Annotated in this window: 14 protein-coding genes; 8 read left to right on the top strand and 6 right to left on the bottom strand. The window is 32.1% G+C overall.

Annotated elements, in window-relative coordinates:
• The first annotated feature begins 63 nt into the window (after positions 1-63).
• Entirely contained in the window at positions 64-543 is a 480-nt protein-coding gene (locus QZU75_RS01485; RefSeq protein WP_296881177.1) for a hypothetical protein, read from the top strand.
• Here the strand turns inward: QZU75_RS01485 and nucS are convergent.
• Positions 540-1322: an endonuclease NucS gene (gene nucS / locus QZU75_RS01480; protein ID WP_296881176.1), complete on the bottom strand. Its 783-nt coding sequence runs from the start codon at positions 1320-1322 to the stop codon at positions 540-542. The genes QZU75_RS01485 and nucS overlap by 4 nt on opposite strands.
• A 127-nt stretch (positions 1323-1449) precedes the next feature.
• On the opposite strand from nucS, the gene QZU75_RS01475 reads away from it, so the two are divergent.
• From QZU75_RS01475 to QZU75_RS01460, 4 genes are all read left to right on the top strand, one after another.
• Positions 1450-2391 (top strand): alpha/beta fold hydrolase, encoded by a 942-nt coding sequence (locus QZU75_RS01475; protein WP_296881175.1) that lies wholly within the window; start codon positions 1450-1452, stop codon positions 2389-2391.
• The gene (locus tag QZU75_RS01470; RefSeq protein WP_296881174.1) at positions 2391-2666 is read left to right on the top strand and encodes a DUF5750 family protein; all 276 of its coding nucleotides are present in this window, start codon (positions 2391-2393) and stop codon (positions 2664-2666) included. The genes QZU75_RS01475 and QZU75_RS01470 overlap by 1 nt, the downstream gene beginning before the upstream one ends.
• A 78-nt stretch (positions 2667-2744) precedes the next feature.
• On the top strand, positions 2745-3743 hold the full coding sequence (locus QZU75_RS01465; protein WP_296881173.1) for an alpha/beta fold hydrolase: 999 nt from the start codon (positions 2745-2747) through the stop codon (positions 3741-3743).
• Between the two features lie 89 nt (positions 3744-3832).
• Positions 3833-4807: a hypothetical protein gene (locus tag QZU75_RS01460; protein WP_296881172.1), complete on the top strand. Its 975-nt coding sequence runs from the start codon at positions 3833-3835 to the stop codon at positions 4805-4807.
• A 15-nt stretch (positions 4808-4822) separates the two neighbouring features.
• Here the strand turns inward: QZU75_RS01460 and nadA are convergent, their stop codons facing one another.
• From nadA to rnz, 3 genes are read right to left on the bottom strand one after another with little or no spacing between them, the layout of a single operon-like run.
• On the bottom strand, positions 4823-5737 hold the full coding sequence (nadA, locus tag QZU75_RS01455; RefSeq protein ID WP_296881171.1) for a quinolinate synthase NadA: 915 nt from the start codon (positions 5735-5737) through the stop codon (positions 4823-4825).
• Entirely contained in the window at positions 5734-6519 is a 786-nt protein-coding gene (locus tag QZU75_RS01450; RefSeq protein WP_296881170.1) for a mechanosensitive ion channel family protein, read from the bottom strand. Before QZU75_RS01450 ends, nadA begins: the two co-directional genes overlap by 4 nt.
• A 4-nt stretch (positions 6520-6523) precedes the next feature.
• Positions 6524-7426, bottom strand: coding sequence for a ribonuclease Z (gene rnz / locus QZU75_RS01445; RefSeq protein WP_296881169.1), 903 nt, complete (start codon positions 7424-7426; stop codon positions 6524-6526).
• Between the two features lie 69 nt (positions 7427-7495).
• Between rnz and nadC the strand changes: the two genes are divergently transcribed.
• Positions 7496-8320, top strand: coding sequence for a carboxylating nicotinate-nucleotide diphosphorylase (nadC, locus tag QZU75_RS01440; protein ID WP_296881168.1), 825 nt, complete (start codon positions 7496-7498; stop codon positions 8318-8320).
• A gap of 3 nt (positions 8321-8323) precedes the next feature.
• Here the strand turns inward: nadC and QZU75_RS01435 are convergent, their stop codons facing one another.
• Complete coding sequence (locus tag QZU75_RS01435; RefSeq protein ID WP_296881167.1) at positions 8324-9844, bottom strand: DEAD/DEAH box helicase; 1521 nt, start codon at positions 9842-9844, stop codon at positions 8324-8326.
• 327 nt (positions 9845-10171) lie between these two features.
• On the opposite strand from QZU75_RS01435, the gene carA reads away from it, so the two are divergent.
• Together carA and carB are read left to right on the top strand one after the other, a co-directional pair.
• Positions 10172-11254: a glutamine-hydrolyzing carbamoyl-phosphate synthase small subunit gene (carA, locus tag QZU75_RS01430; RefSeq protein ID WP_296881166.1), complete on the top strand. Its 1083-nt coding sequence runs from the start codon at positions 10172-10174 to the stop codon at positions 11252-11254.
• A 22-nt stretch (positions 11255-11276) separates the two neighbouring features.
• Complete coding sequence (gene carB / locus QZU75_RS01425) at positions 11277-14453, top strand: carbamoyl-phosphate synthase large subunit (protein ID WP_296881165.1); 3177 nt, start codon at positions 11277-11279, stop codon at positions 14451-14453.
• A gap of 19 nt (positions 14454-14472) precedes the next feature.
• On the opposite strand, the gene QZU75_RS01420 is transcribed toward carB, so the two are convergent.
• A complete protein-coding gene (locus tag QZU75_RS01420; RefSeq protein ID WP_296881164.1) occupies positions 14473-15066 on the bottom strand; it encodes a zinc ribbon domain-containing protein in 594 nt (197 codons plus the stop codon).
• Between the last annotated feature and the right edge of the window lie 50 nt (positions 15067-15116).

The following is a 15116-nucleotide window of genomic DNA, read 5'->3' as shown; positions in this document are numbered from 1 at the left end:
TAATGTATATTTATAATAATGTTTTTATTTATATAAAAATATATTCTATAATGTCGTGATAAAATGGTTGATGAAAAAAACATTAATGTTAATGATATAAATTATGCAGTTTATAAAATTGGAGATTGGAAAAACAGCTATGAAATAAATCAGATTGGTTTATCTAGTGAGATTCCAGCTACTAAAAATACTATTGATCATGTTAAATTTTCAATGGAGGAAATTAGAAACACAGAATTTTCAATTTCTGATAAAAAAGTTAACGGATTTGTAGCTATTGCAATGCAATTGAATCCTAAAGTCCAGGAAATGGAGTTGGATGATGTTGTTTCTCTTGAAGCTGAAGAATACGATAATATCCTTTCTGAATTGGATAATCTGGAATTATTGGATGATGACAGTACCCTTCCTCTTGAGGGGGAGGAGTATCTGATTTATAAATTGCAAAAAGACTGCCATGTAACAACTTCAACTCCTGCCAATGATTTCACTAAAAAGTTCTATGAAAATGAATTGAAAAAAATTGAAGATGCATTAGACTAAAATGCGTCTAATGTTACCTTTTTATCTCTTTTTAACTCACGAGGAGGTTCGATTGAAACAAATTCAATGCCCTCTTCCTCAATCATTTCAAGTGCATCATCCATAATTGACGGTGCCACAAGCAATCCTCGGATTTTTTTCTTTTGTGATTGGCATTCTTTAAGATAATCATTTTCTGTATTTTCAAAATCTAAAAGATATCTTTTGAGTTGTTTTACTGCACTTACGCCTGCTTTACGTGCTTTCAGCTCTAAAATCATTAAATTATTGTCGCTGTCTTTTCCTAAAATATCAATAAATCCGTGTTCAACACTATATTCTCTGGCAGTTGGAGTAAATCCCTCTTCAATCATATGAGGTTTGTCCATAATCATATCGCCCATGTCCTTTTCATATCCTGCCTGTTCTAGTTCTTCAAAATCTTCGATATTGGCGTAATTGATAAATTGGATTTGTCTTATTTCGACGGTTAATAACTCTTTAGGAGTTCTTCTGTGGCTTTCCAAGAATAAATTTTCATTTTTAATGTATGCTCTTGTTTTTGATTTTGGAGGCTGCCAGTTAACAGGTTCTACTTTCTTTTCCTGATGGATTAAAAATGCACCATCAGGTTTTATCATAATGATTCGCTCTCCCCAGTTTAATTCACTTAATGCACGGCCTTCATAATTGACTTTACAGCAGGCAAATATTGTTATTGTCGCTCTTTTTCTTAAAGCTTCATGAACAAGGTCATATGCATCATTGCTATTGGGTTTTTCTAAAATTTTATATTTCATCACAATAACATTGTTTAGATTACTTTAAATAATTTGTTTTTAAAATAATTATTAATTATCAATTTTTAATGGGGGCATTAATATTTTTGATGACGAATTCTTTGAAAATGAAAAAAAGCAGTTTATAATGGATTCATTTAAATTTCAAAATGGTAAAGTGTTAAATGATGTAAAAGTTGAATACATGACATTTGGAACTCCCAAATATGATGAGAATGGAAGAATCAGCAATGCAATTCTTTATTGTTCAGGGTCTCTTGGAAATTTCAGCGGCATCAATAAGATTTTACCATTAACATTTGAAAATTGTCCATTTGATGCCAATAAATATTTTTTTATTAGTTTAACCGCTTTAGGTTCATCAGGGTCATGTTCTCCTTCATTAACTGGCCTTAAAAATAATTTCCCAAAATATTCAATTGTTGATGTTGTTAATTTTCAGAAACAATTTTTGGCTGAAAAATTTGATATTGCACATGTTTTGGGCTTGATTGGTAATTCTATGGGGGGTTTTGTAGGTTTAACTCAAGCTATTGAATATCCTGATTTTCAGGATTTCATAATCTGTGGAGTAAGCAGTTATAAGGTTGCAGGTCATGATTTCATTCTTTCAAGATTCGTTGATGAGATTATTGAATCTGATCCTGATTATGCTAAAGGTGAATTAACTTATTCACTAATCAGAACTTTAAGAATTGCATGTCTGGCAGAATTTAACTTCGGTCTTTCAAAGGAAGCCTTAAGAAGCAAAACTAATGAAGAGTTAAGTATTGAGTTTGAAGATTTTGGAAATGAAATGATTGAAACTGACATTTATGATTTAAAATACTGCAATAAAGCTAGTATGGAATATAATGTTGAGGATGATTTGGATAAAATCAAATCGAAAGTTTTGATTGTTTCATGCAAACAGGATCCTCATTTTCCGCCGGAACTTGACGGCATACCAATGTCTGAAATGATTAAAAATTCTGAATTGATAGTTATGGACTCTGAATTGGGTCATTTGTGTTTTAATGAACTTGAAAATATTTCCTATGAGCTTAAAGAATTCATGAGTGATTTTTGATGATAGTTGAAATTGTTGATTATGGTGTGGAATCTGGAAAGTATTTCATTGAATATTCAGTTTCAGGTTTGTCTTTAAATCAAATGGAATTTCTAAATAGTGAGTTATCGGAAAAAACTGAAATTTGTGGAGATATTTTCAAAATTAAAATGTATTTTAATGAAAAATTATATCCATTTCAAAGTGATGTCGCTAAAATGAGAATTGACGACTTTATTGCGCGTGAAGAGATTGAAATGAATATATTTCTTTCAAGTTTTTTAGAGGATATGTGATTTTTTGCATTAGATTGTTCGTGTGTTGTAAAAATATATTTCAGTCAATTTTATATATGAATCAAATTATATTTTCTAATGAGACATATGAAAATTGAAAATTCGGAACTTGGTTATGGAAAGTATATTTTAAATGAGTTTGAATTTGAATATGGTAGAACTCTTAAAGGTGTGCAGGTTGAATATACAACTCGCGGAACTCCAAAATATGATGATGAAGGTAATATAGTCAATGCAGTTATTTATTGTCATAAATTTAATGGTAATCATGCTTCTATAGATGATTTATATCAATTAATTGGCAATAATGGTGCTTTATCAGATTATGGATTTTTCTATATTTCCATTACATCATTAGGATTTCCAGAATCCTGTTCTCCATCTGTATCCAAGTTGAAGTATGATTTCCCACAATATTCGATAAAAGACTGTGTAAATTTTAAAAGACAATTTTTGGCTGAAAAGTTCAACATTACACATGTTCTTGGTATTGCAGGAAGTGGAGTTGGAGGATATGAAGTATATACTTGGGCATGCGAATATCCGGATGAAATGGACTTCATAATTTTAGGATCTAGCTCTTATAAAACAAATGGTTATAGATATGTTTCATCTAAGATTATGGATGCAATGATTGATTCGGCGGATGCATATTATGATGATAATTATAGTGAATCATTATTTAGAGTCATGATTTCAATCAACAGATTAATGTATTCGAATAACTTTTCTAAACAAGTATTTCAAAACATGTCTCGTGATGAGATTGATGTTTTGATGGATGATTTTGTTGATCAGGGACTATTTGTTGATATCTATGATTTTAAATTTAGAAATGATGCGGTTTTAGTATATGATGTTGAAGAAAAATTGGAAAATATCAAAGCAAAAACGTTAATTATCAGTTTTTCTGAGGATATTTATCATCCTCCGGAATATGACATATATCCTTTAAAAGGTAAAATTGAAAATCTTAAAATACATATTTTTGATTCAAAAGAATATCACACTTCTGAAGATGATTATTCTATAGCTACTGACGTTCTTTTAGAATTTTTAGAGGAGTTTAAACAATGAAATTTTCTTTTTCATATTTTTTTGATAAATCATGTAGGTTATGAGAATTTAAATATTATTGCGTTGAGTGCCGTTAGGAGTGTTGGGATATGGTAGTTTATGAAACTCGTAATTATGTAATGGATTCTTTTGAATTTAGTTATGGCAGAGTTCTTGAAAATGTGGATGTTGAATATGAAGCTTTTGGAACTCCAAAATATGATGATGAAGGTAATATAATCAATGTAATATTGTTTTTCCGTACATTTCAAGGAACCTATTCATTTATATCAAGTTCCAGGGAATATGTTATGGAGAATAGTGATTTTCCAGAGGAATTTTATTTTATTTCAGTTCATTCATTAGGGATACCGGGCTCTTGTTCTCCGTCTTCTACAGGATTAAATGATGATTTTCCAATATATTCCTGTTTGGATGGGGTAAATTTTATAAGACAATTTTTATCAGAGAAATTCAATATTAACAAAGTTTTGGGCCTGCTTGGTGAAGGTATTGGCGGATTTCAGGCATTGACCTGGGCCTGTGAATATCCTGAGGAGATGGAATTTATTTTTATTTTAAACAGCTGTGCAAAACTTTCAGGTTATAAATTTATTTTATCTAAAACTTTTGAAAATATAATAGAGGCAGCTGATAATGACTGTGAAGACTATGGCATTTCAATGAATAAAGCGTTAGTTGCTATAAATTCATTATTATTCGCTCATTCTGCATCTAAAAAGGTATTCGATAAAATTGAAAATTATCATCTTTCATCAATATTTGATGAGTTCATGGATGAATGTTTGTTTATAGATTTATATGATTTCAAATTCAGAAATAATTGTGATAGTGAATATAATGTTGTAGATAAGTTGTCTAACATTAAAGCTAAATCAATGTTTATTGGAACAAATAAAAATTATTTTGACTCTGATTTGGATATGGCTCCATTTAAAGAATTTGTTAAGGATTCCATTGTGTTAACATATGATGATGAAAGAGAAGATTATTATTTCAATCAGGATGATTATGTTACTATCGAACCTGAATTAATTTCATTTATAAGTCAGTTTAAAAAATAAGTTGTTAATGCTAGTTTAACTAGCATTTAACATGTGTTCGACAGCTTTTCTGGAGTTGTCTGCAACTTCTTTTGGTAAAACAATTTGAGGATCTTCGTTGATTAATGCATCTCTTACTTTTTCTAAGGTGTGTAATTTCATTGTGTTACAAATTGCCCCTTCAAGAAGAGGATATAACTTTTTGCCAGGAACTTCTGCATTGATTCTGGTAATCATATCAATTTCAGTTCCTATAATAAATTCTTCTTTGTCACTTTCAGCAATGTATCTTAACATTCCTCCTGTTGACATTACTTTATCGCAGGCTTTTTGAACTTTAATATCACATTCCGGGTGGCAGATTACTTCTGCATTAGGGTATTGTTCTCTTTTAAGTTCAACATCTTCTACATGGAATAATCTGTGAACGTAACAGTGTCCGTCTTTTGGAACAGGAATGATTTCCTTGTCTAATTTTTCAGCTACATGGGTTCCAAGGTTTTTATCAGGTCCAAATAGGATTTTATCATGAGGCAAGCTTTCTGCAACTTTAACAGCATTTGCTGAAGTACATAATGTATCTGCATGCTGTTTGGCCTCGGCAATACTGTTTACATAAAGAATAACTCCTGCATCAGGATGTTCTTTTTTAGCTTCGAGCAATACTTCCTCTGGAAGCATATGTGCCATAGGACATTCAGCTTCTAAATTTGGAATAACAATCTTTTTATCAGGATTTAATATAAAAGCAGTTTCTGCCATGAAATCAACGCCACAGAATATTACTAAATCCTTGTCTTCAATTTCGGATGCTTTTATACATAATTCTAATGAATCTCCAAGAAAGTCGGCAATTTCCTGAATTTCTTTAGGCTGATAATTGTGTGCTAATATTATAGCATTTTTTTCTTCTTTTAATCTTAAAATTTCTTCTTGTATTGAACTACTCATTTTTTTTCACCCATCATAACTATATATTTTCTAATATCGTTGGTTATTATTACTTTATATTTATCTCTAGCAGAGATTATTAACTTCCACCTATCATCACTGTCATAATCTTTTACCCAAAAGGATACTTTAAGTTTGACTTGTATAAAACTGGTTTCATTTACAAAAATATAAGGTCCTATAGTATTGTCTATTGTATCATAAGTTACAATTTTCTTAATAATATATTCTTTAAAGTCTTCAACATCAACAGATAACGGCAATCCGATATATAAATCAACCCGTCGTAGTTCATTGGATTTAAATTCATTATATGGATTATTTGTTAATGTGGAGTTGGGAATATGAATTTTTACTCCTAAATTATCAACGATAACAGTTGATCTAAGGGAAATACTCTCAATAGTTCCTTTCAGACCATCAATTTCAAGACTGTCTCCAACTTTAATGCTTTTTCCAAGAATTAATATGATTCCCGAAAATAAATTGGAAATAATATCTTTTGCTGCAAAACTCACTGCAATACCTACAATACCTAAACTCAATAATGTTCCGGTAAGGTTTACTCCAAAGAAGCTTAAAATATACATTAATGCAACAAAATATATTGCATAGGTTACAAGGTCTTTTGCCAGGTATGCTGCAGTCATATCTCGATTAAACCGCTCTCTTTTTTTCATTAAATATGAAATCAGTCTTGTTATGATTGTTGTTGAAATAACAATGATTATTATGTAAATCAAAATTCTTAAATCATTATCAAGTGTTGCTAGGAGATCCATAGTATCATTTAAGTTCAATTTCCATTAAATCGTAAGCGATTTTAGTATTTTCAAAAATTTCTCGTGCTTCATTTAATATAATTTTAGAAAATTCTCCGTTATAGCGTGTACTGATATGAGTTAAGATTAATTCTTTACAGTTGGATTGTTTTGCAACATATGCTGCATCGGCTGCTGTTGAATGTCCATGCTCTTCTGCATTTTCTTCATCTTGCCTTGAAAATGTTGATTCGTGAATTAGCAGTGTGCTGTCTTTTGCAAAGTAAATCATTTCCTCACAGGGTCTTGTGTCTCCGGAATATGTGAGTTTAATTCCTTTTCGGGGTTCTCCAAGAACCTGCTCAGGTTTTATGATTTTCCCGTCAACTTCAACTTCCTGTCCATTATGCAATTTCCCAAAAAGAGGACCTACTGGAACTCCCAGTTCAATAGCTTTTTCTCTCAAAAACCTTGGTTTTTTCTTTTCTTCTATTGAATATGCAAGAGACGGAACATTGTGTCTGACATATTCGCATTTGATAATGTATTCATCAGTTTCTTCAATGATTCCGGGCTCTATTTCAATAAATTCGAGAGGATATTCATATTTGCAATAACCGAAGTTTAATATTGCATTTCTGACTTTATGTAATCCTTTGGGACCATATATTGTAAGTTTTTCTTCCCTTCCATGCAATCCTAAGGATTGTATGAGTCCTGGAAGGCCTAGAATGTGGTCGCCGTGGAAATGTGTGATAAATATCTTGGATATTTTCATAGGACTTACTTTTGTGTGAAGCATTTGTCTTTGAGTTCCTTCTCCGCAATCAAATAACATCACTTTTCCGAATGCCTTAACTGCAATTGAAACTTGATTTCTCTCTTTTGAATGGACTGCTGAAGAAGTTCCTAAAAATATAATTTCCATATATAATCACTTATATTATATTATAGAATAAATATATATTTTAATAATTATTAAAGTTTAGGTGATTTTTTGGATAAAATTATTGCATATATGCTGGCTGAAGATGAGGGATTTGGTGATATTACTTCAAATGCAGTTATTGAAAAAGATAAAATTGTAAATGCATCTATTGTATCAAAAGATGAGGGTATTTTAGCAGGTATTGAGCTTATTCGTGATTTATTTGAAGAATTTGGCATTGAAATTACCCTTTGTTTAAAGGAAGGGGTCAAAATCTCTAGAAATGATTTGCTGATATCTTTTAGGGGAGATGCAAGAACAATATTGCTTCTTGAAAGAACTGCCCTAAATTTGCTCATGAGGATGAGTGGTGTGGCCAGTGCAGCAGCAGAATATGCTGATTTGGTTAAGGAGTATGATGTGAGAATTGCAGGGACCCGTAAAACTTCACCGGGAATAGCAAAATTTGATAAATATGCTTTGAATGTTGGTGGTGTGGATACTCATCGCTTTAGCCTAGATGATATGGTTTTGATTAAGGACAATCATATTGCAGTCTGCGGATCTCCTTTGGATGCTCTACTAAAGGCTAAAGAAAACACAAGTTTTTCCAAAAAAATCGAAATAGAAGTGGAAACATTGGATGATGCAATTGATTGTGTTAAAAATGGTGCAGATATTGTAATGCTTGACAATATGTCTGGTAGTGAAGTAAAAGAAGTCATTGATGCACTTGAAAAATTGAATATTCGTCAAAATTCTCTAATTGAAGTTTCAGGCGGAATTACCAAGAATAATATTCTGGATTATGTTGAATATGGTGTAGATATCATTTCAATAGGAGCACTGACACATTCTTCAAGAAGTCTTAATTTTAGTTTGAGAATAGAATAATCATCACAGTCTCAATGATAATTTTTCCTTCAGCTCTTCGTCTGTCATTTCGGTAATGAATGTTTCATCACTACTTATTGCCTTCTCAGCGAGATTCAATTTGTTTTTGCTCATCTCGTCAATCACTTCTTCAAGTGTTCCTTTTGTGATGAATCTATAAACCATCACATCACTTTTCTGACCTATTCTGTGTACCCTGTCTGTAGCTTGGTTTTCAATAGCGGGATTCCACCATAAGTCATAATGAATAACGTTTTGTGCTGCAGTCAGGTTCAGTCCAACACCTCCGGTTTTAAGTGTTGCAACTAAAATCTTATAATCCTTATTTTCCTGAAATTTATCAATCACTTCCGTTCGCTTTTGTTGGGAAAGTGAACCGTGCAGGAACAGTACGTCGGTTTTTAGCTTTTTGGAAACCAATTTTCGTATGATTTCACCCATTTGAGCATATTGGGTAAATATTATCACTTTTTCATTCATGTCCAAGATATTCTCTAAAATTGTAATCAACAATTCCATCTTTCCGGATTCGGAGATTTTGGGATTGTCTGAACGCAAAAACTGTGCTGGATGATTGCATGTCTGTTTTAATCCTGTGATAATGTTTAATATGATTCCACGTCTTTCAATGCCTGTTTTTCCTTCCAGGTCTTCGAAGATGCCGTCCATTATTGCATTGTATAATTTGATTTGCTTATTTGTCAGGCTGCAGTAGATGTCATTTACAATTTTATCAGGAAGTTCGTCCTTGATGTTGTCATCGGTTTTAAGGCGCCTCATGACAAATGGTTTTGTTATTGTCTTGAACTTTTCTAAGGTTTCTGTTTCTTCTAATCTTTCAATTCGCATTACATAATTCGCTTTGAAACTGTCCAGTGATGATAGGTATCCTTTGTTTACAAAATCAAATATTGACCAGTAATCAGTTAGTTTATTTTCAATTGGTGTACCGGTTATGGCGATTTTTGTCCTTGCCTGAACCTCTTTAATAGCTTTTGTCTGTTGGGTATTCGGATTTTTAATGTTTTGAGCTTCATCAATGACACATAAAAACCATATTCTATCTAAAAACATATCTAAATCCTGTCTAATGACGCCGTATGAGGTTAAGATGATGTCATAATCTTCTAAAGGAAATGTTCTATTTGATCCGTGATATATAAAATAAGTCAAATCAGGAGTGAATTTTTTGATTTCGTTTTCCCAATTTGGAATCAGTGTAGGTGGCACAATTATCAGGCAGGATTTGTCTTCTAAAATGCCGTGTTCCTTATAGTATAGAATTGCAGACAATACCTGCATTGTTTTACCGAGACCCATATCATCAGCCAGAATGCTTCCAAATTTATATCGTATATTTTGAATCAGCCAGGAATAACCGATTTTTTGGTATGGTCTTAACTCTCCGGTTAAAGTTTTGGGAGCATCATAAATTTTGGTTTCTTTTATTAATTTTTTAAACCTGTTATAATCTGCAGGATTTTTCAATTGTTTTTTAGCTAGTTTTTCAGTATTGCGGCTCATGGAAAGGTCTCGTTAATTCAGTTAATTAAATATTGTATATAATTATTTTTAAAGTATATGGATTGTAGGGTTATCATTAAATGTTAAACAGAAAAGCTTAATATCTCTAAATAATTCTCCTGCAAAGTTAATTATGAAAAATATGATGTAATCAAACAAATAACTGTTAAATAATAGTCTATTTTTTCTTTTTTTAAATTCCATTCAAAAGTTCATGAAAATTTTTCTAAATCGTGATTTAAAACACCTAAAAAACAAAGTTTAATAATAATTTAAAATAAAATATAATAAAGATAGTAAATTTTTATATTTTATTATGGTGATTTAATGGTAAAAATGGCTAAATTAGCTTTGGAAGATGGTACTGTTTTAAAAGGTGAAGGATTTGGTTATGAAACTACCAAATTAGGAGAACTTGTTTTCTCTACTGGTATGGGTGGTTACACCGAATCATTAACTGACCCGTCTTTTAAAGGAGAAATTTTAATGTCCACTTATCCTTTAGAAGGAAATCATGGGGTAAGTGAAGATTGGTATCAATCTGATAAGATTCAGGTTGAAGGATTTGTTTGTCGTGAAGTTTGTCGTGAAGTTTCCAACTGGGGACCTCAAAAAACTTTGGATGATTTTTTAAAAGAGTTTAAAACTCCCGGAATTAGTGGAATCGACACCAGGGATTTAACCTTAAAAATCCGTGAGAGAGGTTCACTTAAAGCAGCAATAACCACTGAAAATATTGATGATGATAAACTGATTGAAATGGCAAAATCACAGCCAAGCATTGAAGATGTTGATGTTGTGCCTTTAGTTTCAACAAAAGAAATCAAAATTTTCAATGAAGATGCTGATAAGAAAGTTGCTTTAATCGATTGTGGAGTAAAAAGGAATATTGTAAATTCATTTTTGGAAAGAGATATAGGTGTTATTTTATTCCCGTATGATACTGATTATAAGACTGTTCTTGATTACTCTCCAAATGGTTTGATGATTACTTCAGGACCTGGAAATCCGGATAGGGTAACAGAAACTATCGAAACTATGAAAAAACTATCCAACAGATTACCTATTTTTGGAATCTGTATGGGTCAGCAATTGATTGCTAAATCTTTTGGAGCAAGATCTTATAAAATGAAATTCGGACACCGTGGTGAAAACCAGCCTGTAAAAGATTTAAATACAGGAAAAGTATTTATCACATCTCAAAATCATGGATTTACAATTGATAAGGAATCTTTAAAAGAAACAGACTTAGTCTTAACTCATGTTAACTTAAATGATGGAACTCCTGAAGGTATTTCCCACAAGGAGTTGCCTATGCGTTGTATACAGTACCACCCTGAAGCAGGTCCTGGTCCAAATGATACAAGAAATACTTTTGATGAGTTTAGTCAAATGATGGATGATTATTAAAAAATTTAAATGAGGATTACAAATGCCAGTTGATAAAGATATTAAAAAAGTATTAATTATTGGTTCTGGACCTATTCAAATTGGACAAGCTGCAGAGTTCGATTACTCAGGTTCACAAGCATGTAAATCATTAAGAGAGGAAGGTATTGAAACTGTTTTGGTCAACAGTAATCCGGCTACAATCCAAACTGACATTGATATGGCTGATACAGTTTATACTGAACCATTGACTCCGGAAGTTGTTGCAAAAATTATAAAGGAAGAAGAAATTGATGCTATTTTACCAACCATGGGTGGACAAACCGGATTAAATATCGCAACAGGTCTTGGAGATTTAGGATTGCTTGAAGGAATTAAGGTTTTAGGTTCAGATGTTCAAACAATTAAAGATGTGGAAGACCGTGATTTATTTGCAAACTTAATGGAAGAGATTGGAGAGGAAATTCCAAAATGTCATGCTGTAGAAAGTGTAGATGATGCTCTTAAAGCAGTAGAAGATATTGGTTATCCTGTTATTGTCAGGCCTGCATTCACATTAGGCGGAACAGGTGGGGGAATTGCCCATAATGAAGAAGAACTGATTGAAATTGCAAATCATGGTTTGGATATGAGTTTCATTAACCAGGTTCTTATTGATGAATCCGTTTTAGGATGGAAAGAAATAGAATTTGAAGTAATGAGAGATAAGGAAGATACCTGTATCATTGTCTGTACCATGGAAAATATTGATCCTATGGGAATTCACACAGGAGACAGTGTAGTTGTTGCTCCTATCCAAAACTTATGTGATGAGACTATTCAAAAAATGCGTGATGCATCAATTAAAATCATAAGAGCATTAGGTATTCGCGGTGGATGTAACATTCAGTTTGCACTAAACCCTGAAACTGATGAATATAAAGTTATTGAAGTAAATCCACGTGTATCAAGAAGTAGTGCACTTGCATCAAAAGCAACAGGTTATCCAATTGCTAAAATTTCATCAAAAATAGCTTTGGGAATGACCTTGGATGAAATTAAAAACGACATCACTAAAGAAACTCCCGCTTCCTTTGAACCGGCTATTGATTATGTCGTAATTAAAATTCCAAGATGGCCTTTTGATAAATTTAAAGGAATCAGCCGTCAGGTTGGAGTTCAAATGAAAGCAACAGGGGAAGTAATGGCTATTGGAAGAACCTTTGAAGAGGCATTCCAAAAAGCATTAAGATCTCTTGATATGGGCTTTGACGGATTTGAATATGTCGACTATACTGAAGAGGATTTATCCAATCCTACCGATTTGATTTACTTCCAAATTTATTCCGCAATAAAAGATGGAATGGACATAGATAAAATCAGGGAACTTACTAAAATTGATAATTTCTTCTTATATAAAATCAGAAACATCGTAAACTTTGAAAATGATGTTACCTGTGAAAAATTAAATGATGAATATTACTTAAGAAAAGCAAAACAGCTCGGATTTTCAAATAAAAGATTGGCAGATTTAGCTGACCAAACCGAAGAGTATGTAAGAAACTTACTTTCAAGATACAACATTAAACAATCATATAAGATGGTAGATACATGTGCTGCAGAGTTTGAAGCAAAAACACCATACTACTACAGTAGCTATGATGTCGGAAATGAACTCGTATCAACCACTAAAAAGAAAGTTGTCATTCTTGGTGCAGGACCAATCAGAATTGGTCAGGGTATTGAATTTGATTACTGCTGTGTACATTCTTCACTTGCATTAAAAGAAGATGGAATTGAAACAATTTTAATCAATAACAATCCTGAAACTGTAAGTACTGATTATGACATATCTGATAAACTGTTCTTTGAACCATTGACATTTGAAGATGTGATGGGTGTTATTGAGCAAGAAAAACCTGATGGGGTCATTGTACAGTTTGGAGGACAAACATCTATCAATTTAGCAGTTCCTCTTGCAAACGCAGGTGTTAAAATTTTAGGAACTCCATATGAAAGTATTGATAGGGTTGAAGACAGAGAATTATTCGCAGACCTTTTAGAAAAATTACATATTCACCAAGCCCCATACGGAACCGCTAATTCATTTGATGAAGCACGTGAAATAGCAGAAAGAATTACATTTCCGGTTTTAGTCCGTCCTTCATATGTTATTGGTGGAAGAGCTATGGAAATTGTTTATGATAACAATGAACTTGAAGAATATATGAAAGAAGCTGTAAAAGTTTCACCGGAACATCCGATTTTAGTTGATAAGTTCTTGGAAGATGCTATTGAGCTTGATGTTGATATTTTATGTGATGGTGAAGACGTATTTATTGCAGGTATTATGGAACACATTGAGGAAGCTGGTGTTCACTCTGGAGATTCTGCATGTGTAATACCTCCTCAAACTATTCCTGTACATATTTTGGATACTATTCGTGAAAATTCAAGAAAATTAGCTTTAGAACTTGATGTCAAAGGTTTAATGAATATTCAATATGCAGTTAAACTTGATGAAGAAATGGTTTACATTATTGAAGCTAACCCTCGTGCAAGTAGGACAGTTCCATTTGTAAGTAAAGCAATTGGTGTTCCTTTAGCTAAAGTTGCAACATGGATTATGCATGGTGCTAAATTAAAAGACTTCGGTTTAACTAAAGAAATTAAAATAGACCATGTAGCTGTAAAAGAATCAGTATTCCCATTCTTGAAATTACCTGAATCAGACACTGTTTTAGGTCCTGAGATGAAATCTACTGGTGAAAGTATAGGTATTGATGAAAACTTTGGAATGGCATTCTATAAATCACAGCTTTCTGCAGGTATGGAATTGCCTCAGGAAGGTACAATATTTATGAGTGTTAAAGAATTGGATAAGAAAAAAATCAGACCTATTGCAGATAAAGCCGCTAATTTAGGATTTAAAATAATGGCTACTGAAGGTACTGGTGATTCTACTGGACTTGATGATGTTCAAAAAGTATTAAAAGTATCACAGGGATCACCTAACATCAGAGATGCAATTTTAAATAATGAAGTTGATTTAATTATTAACACTTCTGAAGGTAAACAATCTGCTCAGGATGGTTACATCATCAGAAGATTGGCTATTGAGCTTGGAATACCTTATGTTACCACATTGGCTGGTGCTAGGGCAGCTTTAAATGCTATTGAAGCTGTGCAAAATAATGAAATCAATGTAAAATCTTTAAATAAATATGCTGATGGAGAATAATTTTTCTCTATCCTTTTTTTTAATTATTTGATAAATATTCCTTGATATTAATACCGCAGGAAGGGCATTCTTCTTCCTCGATTTTTAACCTGCTTTTACATTTAGGACAAAAGTTTAATTTAACTTTGTATTCTTTGCTTTGGTCAATAACTCTATTGACTTCGATTCTTTCAGTAACATTTGTTTTTAAAACGTCCATGTTCCAGTCATTGTCCATTAAAAGTTTCTTATAATAGAATGCCTCGGTCATTGTTTCATAATATCCGATTAGTTCACCCATTCTTTTTATATAAAATCCTTTTACTTTATGGTCAAAAAGAATTTCTCCTTCTCTTTCTTTTTTATTAACTTTTGTTCCTTTTATTCTGCCTTTTGGCCTTTTTTCAGGAAATGGTGGCAAATCCATATTCTCATACTTGTTTTCCAGGTCACATTCTACAAGCAAATCATAGTCAAAATTACAAAAAAAGAGTGCATCCCTCTCATAAAGTGCATCGGATAATTTCCTGAACTCTCCATAATCTTTATTATTATGTTTAACTCTATATACGTCCCCAGTTTTTACTATATTTCTGTAGAAGTATCTTATTTCTTGAGAGTTAATAGAAATCATCTCCATTTTTTAAAAAAATTTTAGTGAGGTTAAATTCTATATTAAGTTTT

It is taken from the genome of uncultured Methanobrevibacter sp. (assembly GCF_902764455.1).
Classification (GTDB): domain Archaea; phylum Methanobacteriota; class Methanobacteria; order Methanobacteriales; family Methanobacteriaceae; genus Methanocatella.
Note: the sequence above shows the minus strand (reverse complement) of the source record. Positions and strands in the feature narration are given on the sequence as shown.